Source organism: Saccharopolyspora sp. NPDC050389, from assembly GCF_040655595.1.
GTDB lineage: Bacteria > Actinomycetota > Actinomycetes > Mycobacteriales > Pseudonocardiaceae > Saccharopolyspora.
Window position 1 is genome coordinate 22,340 of the sequence record NZ_JBFAKG010000088.1, and the last position, 18,143, is coordinate 40,482.

The following is an 18,143-nucleotide window of genomic DNA, read 5'->3' on the forward strand; positions in this document are numbered from 1 at the left end:
GTAATGGGTCAATTGTCTGAAGTAAAACCGCTGGACACAGCGGGCCGCGTTGATCCTCGTATGTTAAAAGGGCTTCATGCATCTTGCTCCTCATGAGCGCGACAAGTTGCTCGTCTACGTTGCGGCCCGCCTTGCGCGCGAGCGGCTGGACCGCGGGTTGAAGCTGAACTACCCCGAAGCGGTGGCGCTGATCACCGACCACGTCGTGGAAGGTGCCCGGGACGGCAAGACCGTCTCCGACCTGATGAAGAGCGGCAAGGACGTGCTGCGCGCCGACCAGGTGCTCGACGGGGTCCCGGAGATGATCCACAACGTGCAGGTCGAGGCGACCTTCCCGGACGGGACGAAGCTGGTCACGGTGCACGACCCGATCACCTGACGCGGCGGCCAGGCCGACCACCGATCTCGAATCGACATTCGTGAGGAGTTGCCATGCGTCCTGGGGAGATCATCACCGGCGACGACCCGATCGAGCTAAATCCGGGCCGGGAACGCATCCGGATCACCGTCAACAACCGCGCCGACCGCGCCGTTCAAGTCGGCTCCCACTACCACTTCGCCGCGGTGAACCCGTGCCTGGAGTTCGACCGGGCAGCGGCCTGGGGCTACCGCCTGGACGTGCCGTCGGGCACCGCCGTGCGCTTCGAGCCGAACAAGGACCGCGAGGTCAGCCTGGTGCCGGTCGGCGGCAGCCGGCTGGTGCGCGGCCTCCGGCTGGAGTACGCCGGCGAGCTCGACGCCCGCGACCACGAACCCACCCCGTTCAACTACGGCGAGAAAGGCGAGGGGCACCACGGTGAGCACATCGTTCATTGACCGGTCCCAGTACGTCGAGCTGTTCGGCCCGACGACCGGCGACCGGATCCGGTTGGCCGACACCGATCTGCTGATCGAGGTCACCGAGGACCGCAGCCAGGGGTCCACCGGGTCCGGCGACGAGGTGGTGTTCGGCGGCGGCAAGGTCATCCGCGAATCGATGGGGCAATCCGCCGCGATCCGCGCCGAGGGCACGCCGGACGTGGTGATCACCGGGGCCGTCATCCTCGACCACTGGGGCGTGATCAAGGCCGACGTGGGCATCCGCGACGGCCGCATCGTGGGCATCGGCAAGGCCGGCAACCCCAGCGCCAACAACGACGTGGACAACTCGCTGGTCATCGGGCCGTCCACGGAGATCATCGCGGGCAACGGCAAGATCCTCACCGCCGGCGGCATCGATTCCCACGTGCACTTCATCTGCCCGCAGGAGATCGACACCGCGCTCGCCTCCGGGCTGACCACGCTGATCGGCGGCGGCACCGGTCCTGGCGAGGGCAGCAAGGCCACCACGGTGGCGCCCGGCGCCTGGAACCTCGGCCGGATCATGCAGGCCCTGGACTACCTGCCGGTCAACGTGCTGCTGCTGGGCAAGGGCAGCACGATGCGCGGCGAGGCGCTGTGGGAGCAGCTGCGGGCCGGCGCGGGCGGCTTCAAGATCCACGAGGACTGGGGCGCCACCCCGGCTGTGCTGGACAGCGCGCTGCGGGTGGCCGAGGAGTCCGGCGTCCAGGTCGCGCTGCACGCCGACACGCTAAACGAGGCCGGCTTCTACGAATCCACGCTGGAGGCCATCAACGGCCGCTCGATCAGCGCGTTCCACGTCGAAGGCGCCGGTGGCGGGCACGCACCGGACATCATCCGACTCGCCTCGCAGCCCCACGTGCTGCCCTCGTCGACCAACCCGACCCGGCCGCACACCGTCAACACCATCGACGAGCACCTCGACATGGTGATGGTCTGCCACCACCTGAACCCGGCGGTGCCCGAGGACGTGGCCTTCGCGGAGAGCCGCATCCGGGAGTCCACCATCGCGGCCGAGGACATCCTGCACGACCTCGGCGCGATCTCGATGATGAGCTCGGACGCGCAGGCGATGGGCCGCATCGGCGAGGTCATCATGCGCACCTGGCAGACCGCGCACGTGATGAAGCTCCGCCGCGGTTCGCTGCCCGGCGACGGGCGCGCGGACAACAACCGCGCTCAGCGCTACGTCGCGAAGTACACGATCAACCCGGCCATCGCGCACGGCATCGCCAAGCACGTCGGATCCGTCGAGGTCGGCAAGATGGCCGACCTGGTGCTGTGGGACCCGAAATTCTTCGGGGTCCGCCCGCACATCGTGCTCAAGGGCGGGTTCGCCGCGTGGGCGGCGATGGGCGACGCGAACGCGTCGATCCCCACGCCGCAGCCCTACATCGCGCGGCCGAGCTTCGGGGCGCAGCCGCGCGCGGCCGCAGCGAGCAGCGTGTTCTTCGTAGCTCCGGTTGCGCTGGACGCCCAGTTGCCGGAGCAGCTCCAGCTGAGCTCGCGGCTGGTCGCGGTCGAGAGCACGCGGTCGGTGGGCAAGGAGCACATGCTGAACAACAACGCCACCCCGGACATCCAGGTCGACCCGGACAAGTTCCAGGTGGACATCGACGGCGAGCGGGTCAAGCCGAACCCGGTGGCCGAGGTGCCGATGGCGCAGCGCTACTTCCTGTTCTGACCGGCCGAAACCCCACCCGGAACGGCGAATCTTTCCGGGTGGGGGGCGCCCTGCGGCGCCCTTCGACCACCACCCACGCGAAATCGAAAGGGGAGAGCGGTGCGAGCCGGTCTTGCGGTGCTGGCACTCGCGGACTCCCGGTTCCCCGGCGGGGGGCACGTGCACTCCGGCGGCGTCGAGGAGGCCGCCGCACGGGGGCTGATCACGGGAATCGGCGACCTGCGCGAATTCCTGTACGGGCGCTTGCACGGCGCAGGCGCCCTGCAAGCGGTGTTCGCCGCCGCCGCGGCGCACGCCGCCGCCCGCGGTGTCCGAAGTGGACACTGGCGGGAGCTGGACGTCGAACTCGACGCCCGCACCCCGTCCCCGGCGCAGCGGGAGGCCTCGCGCGCGCAGGGGCGGGGCATGATCCGCGCCGGCAAGGCCGCCTGGCCGTCGCCGGTGCTGACCGAACTGGTGGCCGCGACCCCGCGGCCACACCATCCGATCGTGCTCGGCGCGCTGGCGGCCATCGCCGGGGCCGGGCCACTGGAGGCCGCGCTGACCGCCGGTTACCTGGCCGTCAGCGGACCGTCCTCCGCCGGCGTCCGACTGCTCGGGCTGGACCCGTTCGCGGTCAACGCCGTGGTCACCGAACTGGCCGACGACCTCGACCGGATCGCCGCCGCGGCGGCCGCGGTGGCCGGGCTCGACCCGGCCCAGCTGCCCGCCCCCGGCGCCCCGGCGCTCGACCTGCTCGCCGAAGCGCACGATCGCCATCACCGGGAAGAGGTGCGTCTCTTTGCTTCCTGAACACGGACACGGCCACGGGCACGGTCACACGCATCCGGTCAACTTCGACCCCACCGCGACCGAGCCGGACCCGTTCACGGCCGACCCGCAGAACGGGCGCCCGTTCCGGCTCGGCATCGGCGGGCCGGTCGGCAGCGGCAAGACCGCGCTGACCGCGGCGCTCTGCCGCGCGCTGGGCCAGGAGCTCAACCTCGCGGTCGTGACCAACGACATCTACACCACCGAGGACGCGGACTTCCTGCGCAAGGCCGGGGTGCTGGACACCGACCGGATCGAGGCCGTGCAGACCGGTGCGTGCCCGCACACCGCCATCCGCGACGACATCACCGCCAACCTGGACGCGGTCGACCGGCTCACCGACCGGCATCCCGGGCTGGAGCTGGTCATCGTGGAAAGCGGCGGCGACAACCTGACCGCGGTGTTCAGCCGCGGGCTGGCCGACCGGCAGATCTTCGTGGTGGACGTCGCCGGCGGCGACAAGGTGCCGCGCAAGGGCGGCCCCGGCGTCACCACCGCGGACCTGCTGGTGATCAACAAGATCGACCTGGCCGAGCTGGTCGGGGCCGACATGGAGGTCATGGTCTCGGACGCGCACCGGATGCGCGGCGAGCTCCCGGTGATCACCCAGTCCCTCACCCGAACCCCGAACGCACCCGACGTCTCCACCTGGGTCCGCGAGCAGGTCAAGGTCGGCGTCAGTGCCTGAGGGCCGGCTCTCGCCCGCGCGGGAGGGGGCGGCGATTTCACGCGAAATCGCCGCCCTCCGCGCGTGCCGGGTGCCGATTTCGCGCGAGATCGCCCGCGGTCGCCTGGAGAGTTCTGCGGCGGAAGGTGGTGCGGCGTGCGCGCCAGTGCGCTGCTGAGCGTGGAGCTCGGGACCGGTGGGCGAAGCGTCGTGCGGGAGCTCCGCTCGGAAGCGCCGATGACGCTGCTGCCCCGGCGCACGGTGACGGCCAGTCCGGACGGCACCGCCGTGGTGCACCTGGTCAACTCGGCGGCCACCCCGGTCGGTGGCGACCAGGTCGACCTGCGGGTCCGGGTCGGGCCGGGCGCCCGGCTCCGGCTGCGCGGCACCGCCGCCACCATCGCCTTGCCGGGCCCGCACGGCGAGACGAGCCGGGCCACCCTGCACATCGAGGTCGGCGCCGGCGGCGTCGTCGACTACCTGCCGGAGGCCACGGTGATCAGCGCCCGCGCCGATCACCAGGCCGAGATGACCATCGAGCTCGGCGACGGCGCGCGGGCGAGGTGCCGGGAGACGCTGGTGCTCGGCCGGTACGGCGAAACGCCCGGCCGGATGACCACCACGACGCACGTGGTTCGGGCGGGGACGCCGCTGCTGCGGCAGCGGCTGGACATCGGCGCGGACCGGCTCGGGGCGAGCGCGGGTTACCTCGCTGGGGCGCGGGTGCTCGCGACCGAGACGGTCGTGTGGGGCGACGACCCCGCCGAGGCGGTCAGCGGCGAGTGGTGGTCGCTGGTCCCGCTGGCCGCGGGAGGCTCGCTGGCCACCGCGCTGGGCGAGAACGCCGTGACTGCGGAACGGCGGCTCGCCGAGGCGATGGGGCACCACCCGGAGGCGAAGGATCTAAAGGTTCACAGCTGGTGAATGTCACTTCGAAGGCAACGGGGCCCGAAGTTCGGCACGGCGCGCGGGACTTGCTGCGCGCCGTGCCGACGGGCGTCTCGCAGGTGTACTTGCAGGACAGCGTGCCCGCCGGACTGCTGTTCGTGGTCGCGCTGCTGCTGGCCGGCCCGCAGCTCGGGCTGGCCGCGCTCGTCGGCAGCGCCGTGGGCGTGCTGACCGCGGCGGCGCTGCGGGTGCCGCCCGAGCGAATACGCCAGGGCCTGTTCGGCTTCAACGGAACGCTGGTCGTGCTGGGAGCGGTCACCGCCTTCCAGCCGCTGGGGTCGGCGTTGCTGGTCGGAACCGCGGGGGCGGTCGTCGCGACGGTGCTGATGCGCATCGCGGACGCCTTCCTCACGGTCCCTGCCCGCACCGCCCCCTTCGTGTTCACCTACTGGCTGATCGTCTACCTGGGACACCGGTTCGACTGGGCGCCCGCAGCGGCGACGACGCCATCGCCGGTGCTCGGGCTGCACGGCGACTACCTCGGCCTGTTCACCGCCGAGTCGGAGGTGTTCCTGGTCAGCGGCTGGCTGCCGGGCGTCGTGATGCTGATCGGGTTGGCACTGGTGCGGCTCCGGCTGGCTGTGGGCGCGTTCTGCGGCGCCGCGGTGTCGGTGCTCGCGGTCGAGCTGCTGCCGATCACACCGCCCGACGTCAGCGCCGGGGTGTACGGCTTCAACGCGGCGCTGGTCGTGGTCGGGTTGCTGACCACCGGGCGCGGTTGGCGCTCGTGCGTCCTCGCGGTGCCCGCGGTGCTGCTGCTGCACGGCGGGATCGAGGCGATCGGCCTGGTGCCGACCACGTTCCCGTTCGTCCTGGCGATGTGGACCGCGGATCTGCACCAGCGGTACCGATCGGCGGCCCACCAGATGGCGTAAGCATTCCCAGGGGCGATGTTCGCGCTGGTCACGGGGCTGTGAGTCTTTTGGGTCGCTATAGCAGCCCAAAAGACTCACGGCCCCGTACCTGCAGGAACGGTCCCTCGCGGCTGGACCGCCGTGGTGGTGCCGGCGGGGCTCCGGAGTGGCCGGGTTCGTAGCAGCTCCGGCGTGCTCGCGGGTGCTTGTTCTGTTTTGGCTGGTTAGCGGCTTTTCGCCGGAAAGTGTGAAATGGCTGGTTCTGGCGGATGGTTCCGCGCGCCTCGGGCGTCCGAACGAGTGTGGGAACGATCACTGCATCGGTTGCGGAATCGATCGTGAAGCACCACTGATTCGGCGTCCGTTCGGATCCCGTTTACCGTCGTACGCGTGGCTGGCGCCACCAATCGTGTCGCGCCGGCCGGTCCAACCCGTACCGTCCGGCGAACAGCCGGAGAAGTCGAGTCGTGCCGCTGCCGGGCGAGTCAGGGAGGAACAGGATGTCGGAGGCCAACGTCGCGCTGCCGTCCATGCGGGTGTCCTACGAGGCCGGGGCGTTGGAGGAGTCCTCGCTCGCCGCCACCTGGCACGAGCAGCTCCAGCTGTGGTTCGACGAGGCGGTCCAGGCCGACCTGGTCGAGCCGAACGCGATGGTGCTGGCCACGGCCGATCCCGAAGGCATCCCGTCCTCGCGCACCGTGCTGTGCAAGGGATTCGACGAGCGGGGCGTGGTGTTCTTCACCAACTACACCTCGGCGAAGAGCCACGACCTCAAGGCCACCCGGGTCGCCGCCGCCACCTTCCCGTGGCTGGGCCTGCAGCGCCAGGTCAACGTGCGCGGCACGGTGGAGAAGGTGGCGTCCGCGGAGACCGCCGAGTACTGGGGCGAGCGCCCGCGCGGCTCCCAGCTGGGCGCCTGGGCGTCGCCGCAGTCGCGCGTGGTCGCGAGCCGCGACGCGCTGCAGGCGTCGCTGAGCGGCATCGAGCGGCGCTTCGCCGACGCCGAGAAGGTGCCGGTGCCGCCGCACTGGGGCGGCTGGCGGATCCGTCCGGAGTCGGTGGAATTCTGGCAGGGACGCCCGGACCGCCTGCACGACCGGCTGCGCTTCCGCCGCACCAACGACATCTGGACCGTCGAGCGCCTCGCCCCCTGAGCCCGGCGGCGTTTGTGCAGTTGATGCCGATTTCGCCAGAATTCGACGGTTGCCAGTGTGATCGTCGAATTCTGGCGAAATTGCGTCTGGCGTCCCGTTTTCGGCGTTTTCGCAGGTGGGGAAGGTTGTTCGCGCCGTAGGTCAGGTCGCGGGCGGGTTTGTCCGATTCTGTCGGAATGCGTTAGACATCGGTCACATGGGCGGAAAATCGAATGCCGTTAGCCGGTCTAATCGCTAGAGTTTTGCATCTGTGCAGCCCAGCAGCGGAACCCCGACCTCATCCCGTCGATCCTTCCGATCCCTGCTGAGCAAGGTCTTCCTCGACACCCGGCCGCTGAAGTACCCGGCGTACCGCAGGTTGTGGCTGTCGAACATCGTCACCGCCGTCGGCGCGCAGTTCTCCGCGGTCGCGGTGCCCAAGCAGCTCTACGACATCACCGGCTCCTCCGCCTACGTCGGCCTCGCCGGGATCTTCGGCCTGGTGCCGCTGCTGGTGTTCGGCCTGTGGGGCGGCGCGATCGCGGACACCGTCGACCGCCGCAAGCTGCTGCTGATCACCAACGGCGGCCTGGCCGCCAGCGCCGTGCTGCTGTGGCTGGTGGCCGCGGCGGGCGTCCAGTCGGTGTGGCTCGTGCTGGTGCTTTTCGCCGCGCAGCAGACGTTCTTCGCCGTGAACATGCCGACTCGCGGCGCCGCGATCGCCCGGCTGATCCCGCTGCACCTGCTGCCGTCGGCGCAGGCGCTTGGGGCCACGGTGTTCCAGCTCGGTTCGATCGCCGGGCCGCTGCTGGCCGGCGTGTTGCTGCCGATGCTGGGGCTTTCGGTGTTGTACCTGGTGGACGCGGTGGCGTTGTGCGCGGCGTTGTGGGCGGTGTTCCGGCTGCCGCCGCTGCCGCCGCAGGAAGGCGCCCCGAAGCGCGCCGGACTGCGCGCCGTGCTCGACGGATTTCGTTATCTGGCAATGCATACCGTGCTGCTGGCGTCGTTCCTGCTGGACATCATCGCGATGGTGTTCGGCATGCCGCGGGCGTTGTTCCCGGAGATGGCGGAGCGCACTTTCGGCGATCCGCCGGGCGGCGGGGCGGCGCTGGGCTGGCTGTTCGCGGCGATCCCGCTGGGCGCGTTCGCGTTCGGCGTGTTCTCCGGCTGGCTGCACCGGATCGCGCGGCACGGCGTCGGCGTCACCGTGGCGGTCGTGGCGTGGGGAATCTCGGTGATCGGGTTCGGCTGGTCGGATTCGCTGTGGCTGGCGGTGTTCTTCCTGGCGCTGGGCGGCGGTGCGGACCTGGTGAGCATGGTCTACCGGAGTTCGATCATGCAGACGGCGGCCACCGACGAGATGCGCGGCCGCATCCAGGGCGTGTTCACCGTCGTCGTCGCCGGCGGCCCGCGGCTGGCCGACACGCTGCACGGCCTGGCGGGCGCGGCGGTCGGCACCGCGGCGGCGGTCACCGTCGGCGGCGTCCTGGTCGTCGTCGGCGCCGTGATCGCGGCGTTCCTGCTGCCCGCCTTCTGGCGCTACCGGGCACCGGTGTCCGACCAGCAGTGATCGCGCGGCTGGGCAGGGTGCCACGCCTGAGCCGACCGCAGCAGTGCAGTTCGACCAGGGGTGGGCAGACAGCTGGACCAACCGCATTGCACACTTCTCAGCTATGGCCAACGAGACGACCGTGAACGACGACGCGCCCGGCGGTGCGCAGGAGCCTGGCCTCAAGAAGGTGATGGGCCCGAAACTGCTGCTGTTCTTCGTGGTGGGGGACATCCTCGGCACCACGATCTACTCCTTGACGGGCAAGGTGGCCGGCAAGGTCGGCGGAGCGCTGTGGGTTCCGTTCCTGGTCGCGTTCGTGGTCGCCTTCCTGACCGCGTTCAGCTACCTGGAACTTGTCGGGAAGTACCCGAAGGCGGGCGGCGCGCCGCTGTACGTGCACAAGGCGTTCGGCGTGCACTTCCTGACCTTCATCATCGCCTTCGCGGTGATGTGCTCGGGAATCACTTCCGCCGCATCCGCCGCACAGGCCTTCAGCGGTGACTACCTGGAGGCGATCGTCGGCGACGGCGTCTCCTCGTGGGCCTGGCTCGTGGCGATCGGCTTCCTGCTCCTGCTGGCCGCGATCAACTTCCGCGGTGTCGGCGAGTCGGTGAAGATGAACGTGGTGCTGACCTTCGTGGAGCTCACCGGGTTGGCGATCGTGATCGTCTTCGGCCTCGTCGCGCTGATCTCCGGGACGCACAGCCCCGACGTCGACCCGGACCCGGGCCGGCTGCTGGAGTTCAACACAGACACCTCGCCGCTGCTGGCGATCACCTCGGCGACCGCGCTGGCGTTCTTCGCGATGGTGGGCTTCGAGGACTCGGTGAACATGGCCGAGGAGACCCGCGACCCGGCAAAGACCTTCCCGCGCGCGCTGCTGCTGGGCATGGTCATCACCGCTTCGATCTACCTGGTGATCGCGCTGATCACCTCGACGCTGGTGCCGACCGAAACGCTGGCGGAATCCGACGGGCCGCTGCTGCTGGTCGTGAAGGCCGCGGCTCCGTGGTTCCCGCCGATCCTGTTCTCGCTGATCGCGCTGTTCGCGGTGACCAACACCGCGCTGATCAACATGCTGATGGCCAGCCGCTTGGTCTACGGCATGTCGCAGGAGCGCATCATCCCGAAGCAGCTCGGGCTGGTGCACCGCACGCGGCGCACGCCGTGGGTGGCGATCGTGTTCACCAGCATCATCGCGGTGGCTCTGGTGAGCTCGCTGAAGATCTCCGACCTGGGCAGCACCACCTCGCTGCTGTTGCTCGTGGTGTTCGCGGTGGTCAACGTGGCGGTGCTGGTGCTGCGCAAGGACAAGGTCGAGCACAAGCACTTCAAGGCGCCCACGTGGGTGCCCGTGCTGGGCGCGCTGACCTGCGCGTTCTTCGCCAGCCCGCTGTCCGGTCGGCCGGGCACGGAGTACATCATCGCCGGCGTCCTGCTGGGCATCGGCGTGATCTTCTGGGCGATCAACTTCCTCGTCGGCGGCCGCGGGCAGAAGTTGGACGCCGCGAAGCTGGGCAAGTAAGTCGCACCGGAAAGCCCTCCGAGCCGATTTCGTCGGCTCGGAGGGCTTTCTGCTTCTACAGTGACCATGTGCACGAGCCTGTTCCCGCCACCGGGCGGCAGTTCGAAATCACTTCCGGCACCGCGCGCGCCGTGATCACCGAAGTCGGTGCGTCGCTGCGGGTTTTCGAGGTCGGCGGGGTGCCGTACGCGGAGACCTACGACGCGGACCGGCTCCCGCCCGGCGGCGCCGGCGGAGTTCTGGTGCCGTGGCCGAACCGGGTCGCCGGCGGTCGTTGGCTGTTCGACGGGGAGCCGCAGCAGCTCGCGCTGACCGAGCCCGCGCGGCAGAGCGCGATCCACGGCCTGTTGCGGCACACCGCGTGGACCCTCGTCGAGCACGCCGAGTCCACAGTGGTTTTGCACGCGATGGTGCCCGCGCAGCCGGGCTGGCCGGTGCCACTGCTGACGTCCATCGGCTACGCCCTGGACGAGGACGGCCTGACCGTCACGCACACCGTGGAGAACCTCGGGGCGAGGGCGGTTCCGTTCGGGGTCGGCGTGCACCCGTATCCGCGCGCAGGCAACGCCGCAACCGACGACTGCACGCTCCGGCTGGCGGCGTCGTCGGTGCTGCCGGTGGACGCCGAGCGGTTGCTCCCGGTGCGCCCGCCGCGGTCCCTGCAGGGCGACGAGGTGGACTTCCGCACCGGGCGCCGGCTGGCGGGGCTGCTGCTGGACACCGCTTTCGGTGGCGCGACCCCGGCGCCGGGCGACGACCTCGTGCGGCACAGCCTCACCGACCCGAGCGGGCGCGGCGTCCAGCTGTGGGCCGACCCGGTGTTCAAGTGGGTCCAGGTCTACACGGCGGACGAGTTCCCGGGGCGGGGCAGGGCGATCGCGATCGAGCCGATGACCTGCCCGCCGGATGCCCTGAACTCCGGCGTGGACCTGCTGGTCCTGCAGCCCGGCGAGAACTGGATCGGCCACTGGGGCCTCAAGCCGTTCTGACGCCTGCTGACCCGTGTGTGTTTTGTGCTGCTATAGCAACACAAAACACACACGGGCACTTACCTGCAGAAACGTCACGCCTGTCGCATGGGCGCCGCTCCTACCGCGCGAGGTTGCGGGCGATGAGCATGCGCTGGATCTGGTTGGTGCCCTCGAAGATCTGCAGGACCTTCGCCTCGCGCATGTAGCGCTCCGCCGGGAAGTCGCGGGTGTAGCCCGCTCCGCCGAGCACCTGGACGGCGTCGGTGGTCACCTTCATCGCCGCGTCCGTCGCGACGAGCTTCGCCACCGACGCCTGCTGCCCGAACGGCAGCCCGGCGTCCCGCCGCCGCGCGCCGTCGAGGTACGTCGCCCGCGCCGAATGCACGGCCGCGGCCATGTCCGCGAGCAGGAACTCCAGGCCCTGGAACTCGATGATCGGCCGCCCGAACTGCCGCCGCTGCTTCGCGTAGTCCACCGCGAGGTCCAGCGCCGCCTGCGCCAGCCCGACCGCGCAGGCCGCGATGCCGAGGCGGCCGGAGTCCAGTGCCGACAGCGCGATCTTCAGCCCGTCGCCTTCGGACCCGACGAGCCGCTCCGCGGGCACCAGCGCGTCCTCGAAGTACAGCGGCGTGGTCGGCGAGCCGGTGAGCCCCATCTTGTGCTCGGGCGGGCCGGCGGACAGCCCCGCCGTGCCGCCGTCGACGAGCAGGCAGCTGATGCCGAGCGGCCCGTCGTCCGAGGTCCGGGCCATGAGCGTGTAGAAGTCCGCGACTCCGCCGTGCGTGATCCAGGCCTTGGCCCCGTTGACGGCGTACGAGTCGTCCTGCCGCGCGGCCCGCGTGCTCAGCGCCGCCGCGTCGGAGCCGGCGTGCGGCTCGGACAGCGCGAACGCGCCGAGCAGCTCGCCGCCGATCATGTCCGGCAGCCACCGGGAGCGCTGTTCCGCGCTGCCGAAGTGGGCCAGCGGGAAGCAGCTCATGGTGTGCACCGACAGGCCGACGCCGACGGTCATCCAGGCGCTGCTGAGCTCCTCGAGAACCTGCAGGTAAACCTCGTACGGCTGGGCCCCGCCGCCGTGCTCCTCCGGGTAGGGGAGGCCGAGGAAGCCGGCCTCGCCGAGCAGCCGGAAGGCGTCGCGCGGGAACTTCTCCGCGGCCTCGTCGCCCGCCGCGCGCGAGGCGAGCTCGTCGCGGGCGATCTCGTGGGTCAGCGCGAGCAGGTCGGTGGCTTCGGTGGTGGGAAGCAGGCGTTGGACGGGCATGGCGGTTCGCGCTCCTGGTGCCAGTGTGACAGTGCCGGTAGTACTGATTGCAGTACTGTAGGACGTCCGACAGTACTGTGAAAGTCTCACCAGTAGGAACCCGCGCAATCGTTCGAAGATGCTGTGGCAGGCTTCCACCGATGACCACCTCCGAAGGCCGTCGCAGGCCGGTGAACGCGCGGCGGGCCCAGCTGCTGGACCGGCTGCGCGCCCTTTTCCTCGCGGAGGGGTTCGCACACTTCACGCTGGACGACCTCGCGGCCCGGCTGCACTGCTCCAAGTCGACGCTGTACACGCTGGCGGGCAGCAAGGAGCAGCTCGCCGTCCGCGTCGTCGCGCACTACTTCAAGAGCGCCACGCAGCAGGTCGAGCAGCGGGTCGCGGCGGCCGACGACGTGCGGGAGAAGGTGCGGGCGTACCTGGATGCCGCGGCCGAGGCGCTGCGCCCGGCGTCCCGCGAGTTCATCGACGACATGGCCGCCAACATCTCGACCCGCACGACCTACGAGGCCAACGCGCACGCCGCCGCGGACCGGCTCCGCGGCTTCATCGGCGAGGGCGTGCGCCAGGGCGTGTTCCGGGAGGTGCACGCCGCGTTCGTCGGCGAGATGGTCGGCCTAACCATCGTCGGCATCCAGCGCGGCGAGATCGGCGAGCGCACCGGCCTTTCCGACGCGGCGGCCTTCGCCGCGTTGTCGCAGTTCCTGCTCGGCGGGCTGACCGCCCAGTACACAGTGGAGGAAAAGTGATCGTCATCGGCGGTGAGGCGCTCGTCGACCTCGTTCCGGACCCGTCCACGGCGGACGGCGAACTCGGGCCGCTGCACCCCCGCCTCGGCGGGGGCCCGTACAACGTCGCGATCGCGTTGGGACGGCTCGGGATTCCCGCCGCGTTCTTCGCCCGGCTGTCCACGGACCAGTTCGGCGACAAGCTCTTCGAGCGGCTGAAAACATCCAATGTGGACGTCGAGCTGGTGCAGCGCGGCCCAGAGCCGACGACGCTGGCCGTGGTCGGGCTGGCCGAGGACGGTTCGGCCCGCTACAGCTTCCACACCGAAGGCACCGCCACCCGCTTCGTCGTGGACCGGCCGCTGCCGGCGGAGGCCACGGCGATCTGCCTGGGCACCCTCGGCATGGTGCTCGAACCCGGCGCCTCGGTGTACGAGGAGGTGTTGTTCCGGGAGGCCGGGCGCGGCCGGTTCGTCGCGCTGGACCCGAACATCCGCGCCGACCTGATCGCCGATCCCGACGCCTACCGCGCGCGGTTCGCCTCCTGGCTGCCGTCGGTGGGGCTGCTGAAGGTCTCGGACGACGACGCCGAATGGCTCGCGGACGGCGGGGACGTGCTCGCCGCGGCCCGCGAGTGGCAGCGCAGCGGCCCGGCGGCCGTGGTGCTGACCAGGGGAGCGGACGGGCTGACTGCGGTTACCGGCGACGGCGAGGTGACGGTGCCGGGCGTGCGCGCCGAGGTGGCCGACACCATCGGCGCGGGCGACACCGTGCAGGCCGCCCTGCTGGCGTGGCTGCACCGCAACGACGCGCTGTCGGCGGACGCCGTCCGCGCGCTCGACCGGGCGCAGTGGGAGCAGGCGCTGCGGTTCGCCGCTGCCGCCGCCGCGATCACCGTCTCCCGACCGGGTGCCGAGCCGCCGTGGGCCGCCGAGTTGGCCTGACGGTCGGCGAACCGGGTCTGACGTGCGCGAGGCCACCTTGTGAGGTAAACCGCGCGGGGCCGAGCGGCCGAGATCGTGTTAGCCCGATCGGATGGGCCTGTTGGTCACAATGAACGGATCGGCTGGCTTCGGAGCGTCGAGAATCAGCCGTCAAAAGCGCCCCGATGTGATGTGATCGTGGTCCCACCTGCCAAAAAGCCGAAACGCGATTGCTGCGCTAGGACCCCACTGCGGTCTAGCGTGACTACTGACAGGACCCCAACGGGGTGGTGCTGCGGCGGTTCGGACACCCCGACCGGCGCGCGGGCGACATCGCAGCCCTGCCGCTTGGCTGGGCAACCGCGGTCGTCACGACACGCACCCCGACGAGCGCGAGAGGTTCCCGAATGCCCGACGACGTGACCGCCAAACGTACCGTCGCGCTGCGCTATGACGCCGGCGAGCACGAAATGCAGGTGAAGCAGCCGACCGAGGGCGCCCCCGGGGTGGATCTCGGCAAGTTGCTGGCTCAGACCGGTTTGGTGACGTTGGATCCGGGCTTCGTCAATACGGCGGCCTGCACCTCCGACATCACCTACATCGACGGCGACGCCGGCATCCTCCGCTACCGCGGCTACCCGATCGAAGAGCTCGCGGCCAAGTCGAACTTCATCGAGGTCAGCTACCTGCTGATCTACGGTGAGCTGCCGACCCAGCAGCAGTACGACGAGTTCGCCGAGCGGATCCGGCGGCACACCCTGCTGCACGAAGACCTCAAGCAGTTCTTCGACGGCTTCCCGCGGGACGCGCACCCGATGCCGGTGCTGTCCTCCGCGGTCTCCGCGCTGTCCACCTTCTACCAGGACAGCCTCAACCCGTTCGACAAGGACCAGGTGGAACTGTCCACCGTCCGCCTGCTGGCGAAGCTGCCCACCATCGCGGCCTACGCCTACAAGAAGTCGGTCGGCCAGCCGTTCCTGTACCCGGACAACTCGCTGGGCCTGGTGGACAACTTCCTCCGGATGACCTTCGGTTTCCCCGCCGAGCCCTACGAGGTCGACCCGGTGCTGACCCGCGCCCTCGACCTGCTGTTCATCCTGCACGCCGACCACGAGCAGAACTGCTCCACGTCGACGGTGCGGATGGTCGGCTCGGCCGAGACGAACCTGTTCGCCAGCATCTCGGCCGGCATCAACGCCCTGTTCGGCCCGCTGCACGGCGGCGCGAACAGCGCGGTGCTGGAGATGCTGGAGGGCATCAAGGCCAACGGCGGTGACGTCGACTCGTTCGTCAACCGGGTCAAGAACAAGGAGCCCGGCGTCCGTCTGATGGGCTTCGGGCACCGGGTCTACAAGAACTACGACCCGCGCGCGGCGATCATCAAGAAGACCGCCGACGAGGTGCTCGGCAAGCTCGGGGCCAACGACCCGCTGCTCGACATCGCCCTGAAGCTCGAGGAGAAGGCGCTCGCCGACGACTACTTCGTCGAGCGCAAGCTCTACCCGAACGTCGACTTCTACACCGGCCTGATCTACAAGGCGATGGGCTTCCCGACGAAGTACTTCACCGTGCTGTTCGCGCTCGGCCGGCTGCCCGGCTGGATCGCGCACTGGCGGGAGATGCTGGAGGACCCGGCCCGCAAGATCAGCCGTCCGCGGCAGGTGTACACCGGTTCGCCGGAGCGCGCCTACCAGGCGATCAACCTGCGCTGAATCGAAACCTGAATCCTGTCGGTTGCCGACGCGACCGACCCACCAGCGGCCCCGGACACCGGCCTTCCACGGCCGGTCCCCGGGGCCGATCCGTATCCGGGGTGCGGTCGGGACCCGTGTGTACTTCGTGTCGCTGTAGCAGCACGAAGTACGCACGGGCCCACGGCGCTCAGGCGGCGCGGAGGGCGTCGCGCAGCTTCACGCGGGCGCCGGTGTGCAGCACCGCGTTGCTGTAGATCCGGCCGCCGAGGCGGAGCACCACGGCGATGGCCGCGACGCTCAGGACGACGGACAGGGCGATTTCCCACGGGGCGGCGACGCCGAGCGCGATGCGCATCGGCATCAGCGTCGGCGAGAAGCCCGGCACCAGCGAGAGCGCCGCGGCGAGCGTGCTGTCCGGCGAGCCCGGCAGCATCGAGACGCCGATGACGAACGGCACGACCAGGACCATGATCACCGGGCTGATCACGTTCTGCAGGTCCTCCTGGCGGGACACCAGCGAGGACGCCGCGGCGAGGACCGTCGCGTAGGTGAAGAACCCGAGCACGAACCAGGCCAGCCCCCAGCCGAGGGCGCCCGCCAGCGCCGCGGACGGCAGCGTCAGCACGCCCCCGACGCCGGACGCGATCAGGCCGGCGGCGGCGATGATCACCAGCTGCAGCAGGTTCGTCAGGCCGATGCCGATCACCTTCCCGGCGAGCAGCTGGGTCGGCTTGATCGTGGACAGCAGCAGCTCGACGACCCGGCTGGACTTCTCCTCCACGACGCCCTGCGCGACCATCTGGCCGCCGATGATCAGGAACATGTAGAGCACGACGCCGGCCGCGATGGCCAGGCCCAGCCGCTCGCCGCGGTGCGGGTCCTCGGTTTCCAGGCTGGTCACGGAGACGTGCGCGCTCTCGGTCGTGGCGCGGACCCCGGCCGGATCCAGCCCGGCGCGGGTGAGTTCGGCGTTCAGCGCCTGCTGTTGCACGACCGCGTCCAGCGCGGCCCGGAGCTCGCTGTCCGGGCTCCGCTTGACGACCAGCCGCGGCGCGTCCGGCGTGCCGGTGATCAGCGCCGCCAGGTCGCCGTCGCGCACCTGCCGCTCGCCCGCGGCCTCCTCGACCGTGCTGATCTCGAAGGACTTGCCGAAGGCCGTGCCGGTGGCCTGCAGCGGCGCGCCGACGGCCGCCGCCTGCGCGGTGACGCCGACCTTCGTGGTGCCGGCCTGGTGGCCGATGAACATCATGAGCGCCGCGTAGCCGCCCATGATCAGGATGGTGGCGACGGTGCCGGCGATGAAGGCGCGGGTCCGCACCCGGGTGCGGATTTCCCGGCGGGCGACCAGCCAAACGGGGCTCATGCGGCGGGCTCCTCGGAGACGACGTTGCGGAAGAGTTCGGTGAGCGTGGGCCGGTGCCGGCTGAATTCGTGGACCGGGCCGGTGGCCAGCGCGGCCTTGAGCACCGCCTGGTCGTCCGCGTCGTCGGCGAGCCGCAGCGTGGTCCGGCTGCCGACGACCTCGACGACCTCGGCGCCGGGCACGTCGTCGGCCCAGCCGGGCTGCGCGTCGGGCGCGTCGACGACCAGCGCGGCCGGCCCCTGGTCGCGCAGCTCGGCGACGGTTCCGCAGGCCACCATCTGTCCACTTCGGACGATGCCGACGCGGTCGCACAGCCGCTGCACCAGGTCGAGCTGGTGGCTGGAGAACACCACCGGCACCCCGGATGCGCACTTCTCCCGCAGCACCTCGCTCATCACGTCCACCGCGACCGGGTCGAGCCCGGAGAACGGCTCGTCGAGGATCAGCACCTCCGGGTCGTGCACCAGCGCGGCGGCCAGCTGCACCCGCTGCTGGTTGCCCAGGCTGAGCTTCTGCACCTCTTCGTCGCGGCGGGCGGCCAGCCCGAGCCGTTCGGTCCACCGCTCGGCGGCGGCGCGAGCGTCCGCAGTGGACAGACCGTGCAGCTCGGCGAGGTAGGCGAGCTGTTCGGCCACCTTCATCTTGGGATAGAGACCGCGTTCTTCCGGCATGTAGCCGATGCGGCGGCGGGCCTGCAGGTCCAGCGGTGCGCCGTGCCAGCGCACCTCGCCGGAGTCGGCGGCCAGCACCCCGAGCGCGATGCGCATCGTGGTGGTCTTGCCGGCGCCGTTGCTGCCGACGAACCCGAACATCTCGCCGGCGCGGACGGAGAACGTCATCTCCCGCAGCGCGGTGACGTTCCCGTAGCGCTTGGAGATCCGGTCGATCTCCAGTTCGCGATCAGGCATCCCGTCTCCCTCGATTGGTGCTCGAGTGTCCATCGTGCCTGGTTGCGGGCGAATGTGCGGGATATTTGCGTTTGCCGGGACGCGGCCTGCGGCTGAAGCGCCGGTGCCCGGAGGATGATTTTCGCCCGGATCACCCAGGGCTCGACGTTCCGCAGGCACGGGGCCCGTGTGTACTTTGTGCTGCTATAGCAACACAAAGTCAGGTCACGGTGACCGGAGGACAGCGTGGGGTCGTGTTCCCACCAGTCGATCCCCATTTCGCGGGCGCGCTCGACCGAGGCC

Annotated in this window: 17 protein-coding genes; 14 read left to right on the top strand and 3 right to left on the bottom strand. The window is 70.3% G+C overall.

Features of this window, described 5'->3' with window-relative positions:
* Positions 1-76 precede the first annotated feature (76 nt).
* The 11 genes from AB0I53_RS38865 to AB0I53_RS38915 all read left to right on the top strand — a co-directional run bounded on the left by AB0I53_RS38865 (position 77) and on the right by AB0I53_RS38915 (position 11,002).
* Positions 77-379: an urease subunit gamma gene (locus AB0I53_RS38865; protein ID WP_132493675.1), complete on the top strand. Its 303-nt coding sequence runs from the start codon at positions 77-79 to the stop codon at positions 377-379.
* A gap of 53 nt (positions 380-432) precedes the next feature.
* Entirely contained in the window at positions 433-816 is a 384-nt protein-coding gene (locus AB0I53_RS38870) for an urease subunit beta (protein ID WP_358614045.1), read from the top strand.
* Entirely contained in the window at positions 797-2,524 is a 1,728-nt protein-coding gene (locus tag AB0I53_RS38875; protein ID WP_358614046.1) for an urease subunit alpha, read from the top strand. Before AB0I53_RS38870 ends, AB0I53_RS38875 begins: the two co-directional genes overlap by 20 nt.
* 99 nt (positions 2,525-2,623) lie before the next feature.
* Positions 2,624-3,316 (top strand): urease accessory UreF family protein, encoded by a 693-nt coding sequence (locus AB0I53_RS38880; protein ID WP_358614047.1) that lies wholly within the window; start codon positions 2,624-2,626, stop codon positions 3,314-3,316.
* Positions 3,306-4,022, top strand: coding sequence for an urease accessory protein UreG (gene ureG / locus AB0I53_RS38885; protein WP_358614048.1), 717 nt, complete (start codon positions 3,306-3,308; stop codon positions 4,020-4,022). Before AB0I53_RS38880 ends, ureG begins: the two co-directional genes overlap by 11 nt.
* Before the next feature lie 135 nt (positions 4,023-4,157).
* The gene (locus AB0I53_RS38890; protein ID WP_358614049.1) at positions 4,158-4,925 is read left to right on the top strand and encodes an urease accessory protein UreD; all 768 of its coding nucleotides are present in this window, start codon (positions 4,158-4,160) and stop codon (positions 4,923-4,925) included.
* Positions 4,922-5,824 (top strand): urea transporter, encoded by a 903-nt coding sequence (locus AB0I53_RS38895; protein ID WP_358614050.1) that lies wholly within the window; start codon positions 4,922-4,924, stop codon positions 5,822-5,824. Before AB0I53_RS38890 ends, AB0I53_RS38895 begins: the two co-directional genes overlap by 4 nt.
* 479 nt (positions 5,825-6,303) lie before the next feature.
* Entirely contained in the window at positions 6,304-6,957 is a 654-nt protein-coding gene (gene pdxH / locus AB0I53_RS38900) for a pyridoxamine 5'-phosphate oxidase (RefSeq protein ID WP_358614051.1), read from the top strand.
* 250 nt (positions 6,958-7,207) lie between these two features.
* A complete protein-coding gene (locus tag AB0I53_RS38905; RefSeq protein WP_358614052.1) occupies positions 7,208-8,506 on the top strand; it encodes an MFS transporter in 1,299 nt (432 codons plus the stop codon).
* Positions 8,507-8,609: 103 nt separating this feature from the next.
* Complete coding sequence (locus AB0I53_RS38910) at positions 8,610-10,013, top strand: APC family permease (RefSeq protein WP_358614053.1); 1,404 nt, start codon at positions 8,610-8,612, stop codon at positions 10,011-10,013.
* A gap of 68 nt (positions 10,014-10,081) precedes the next feature.
* Complete coding sequence (locus tag AB0I53_RS38915) at positions 10,082-11,002, top strand: aldose 1-epimerase family protein (RefSeq protein WP_358614054.1); 921 nt, start codon at positions 10,082-10,084, stop codon at positions 11,000-11,002.
* 100 nt (positions 11,003-11,102) lie between these two features.
* Here AB0I53_RS38915 and AB0I53_RS38920 read toward each other — a convergent pair whose 3' ends face one another.
* Positions 11,103-12,245: an acyl-CoA dehydrogenase family protein gene (locus AB0I53_RS38920; protein ID WP_358614055.1), complete on the bottom strand. Its 1,143-nt coding sequence runs from the start codon at positions 12,243-12,245 to the stop codon at positions 11,103-11,105.
* 140 nt (positions 12,246-12,385) lie between these two features.
* Here AB0I53_RS38920 and AB0I53_RS38925 point away from each other — a divergent pair, with 140 nt between their 5' ends.
* The 3 genes from AB0I53_RS38925 to AB0I53_RS38935 all read left to right on the top strand — a co-directional run bounded on the left by AB0I53_RS38925 (position 12,386) and on the right by AB0I53_RS38935 (position 15,608).
* Positions 12,386-12,994, top strand: coding sequence for a TetR/AcrR family transcriptional regulator (locus tag AB0I53_RS38925; protein WP_358614056.1), 609 nt, complete (start codon positions 12,386-12,388; stop codon positions 12,992-12,994).
* Positions 12,991-13,917, top strand: coding sequence for a carbohydrate kinase (locus AB0I53_RS38930; RefSeq protein WP_358614057.1), 927 nt, complete (start codon positions 12,991-12,993; stop codon positions 13,915-13,917). The genes AB0I53_RS38925 and AB0I53_RS38930 overlap by 4 nt, the downstream gene beginning before the upstream one ends.
* A gap of 386 nt (positions 13,918-14,303) precedes the next feature.
* Positions 14,304-15,608, top strand: coding sequence for a citrate synthase (locus AB0I53_RS38935; protein WP_358614058.1), 1,305 nt, complete (start codon positions 14,304-14,306; stop codon positions 15,606-15,608).
* A 169-nt stretch (positions 15,609-15,777) separates the two neighbouring features.
* Here AB0I53_RS38935 and AB0I53_RS38940 read toward each other — a convergent pair whose 3' ends face one another.
* Entirely contained in the window at positions 15,778-16,953 is a 1,176-nt protein-coding gene (locus AB0I53_RS38940) for an ABC transporter permease (RefSeq protein ID WP_358614059.1), read from the bottom strand.
* Positions 16,950-17,861, bottom strand: a complete 912-nt coding sequence (locus AB0I53_RS38945) for an ATP-binding cassette domain-containing protein (protein WP_358614060.1) — start codon at positions 17,859-17,861, stop codon at positions 16,950-16,952. The genes AB0I53_RS38940 and AB0I53_RS38945 overlap by 4 nt, the downstream gene beginning before the upstream one ends.
* Between the last annotated feature and the right edge of the window lie 282 nt (positions 17,862-18,143).

What these genes read in the sequence shown, in the direction of transcription:
- AB0I53_RS38865 (WP_132493675.1), top strand. Translation starts at nt 77, where the DNA reads ATGCATCTTGCTCCTCATGAGCGCGACAAGTTGCTCGTCTACGTTGCG.
- AB0I53_RS38870 (WP_358614045.1), top strand. Translation starts at nt 433, where the DNA reads ATGCGTCCTGGGGAGATCATCACCGGCGACGACCCGATCGAGCTAAAT.
- pdxH (WP_358614051.1), top strand. Translation starts at nt 6,304, where the DNA reads ATGTCGGAGGCCAACGTCGCGCTGCCGTCCATGCGGGTGTCCTACGAG.
- AB0I53_RS38910 (WP_358614053.1), top strand. Translation starts at nt 8,610, where the DNA reads ATGGCCAACGAGACGACCGTGAACGACGACGCGCCCGGCGGTGCGCAG.
- AB0I53_RS38920 (WP_358614055.1), bottom strand. Translation starts at nt 12,245, where the DNA reads ATGCCCGTCCAACGCCTGCTTCCCACCACCGAAGCCACCGACCTGCTC.
- AB0I53_RS38925 (WP_358614056.1), top strand. Translation starts at nt 12,386, where the DNA reads ATGACCACCTCCGAAGGCCGTCGCAGGCCGGTGAACGCGCGGCGGGCC.
- AB0I53_RS38935 (WP_358614058.1), top strand. Translation starts at nt 14,304, where the DNA reads ATGCCCGACGACGTGACCGCCAAACGTACCGTCGCGCTGCGCTATGAC.
- AB0I53_RS38940 (WP_358614059.1), bottom strand. Translation starts at nt 16,953, where the DNA reads ATGAGCCCCGTTTGGCTGGTCGCCCGCCGGGAAATCCGCACCCGGGTG.
- AB0I53_RS38945 (WP_358614060.1), bottom strand. Translation starts at nt 17,861, where the DNA reads ATGCCTGATCGCGAACTGGAGATCGACCGGATCTCCAAGCGCTACGGG.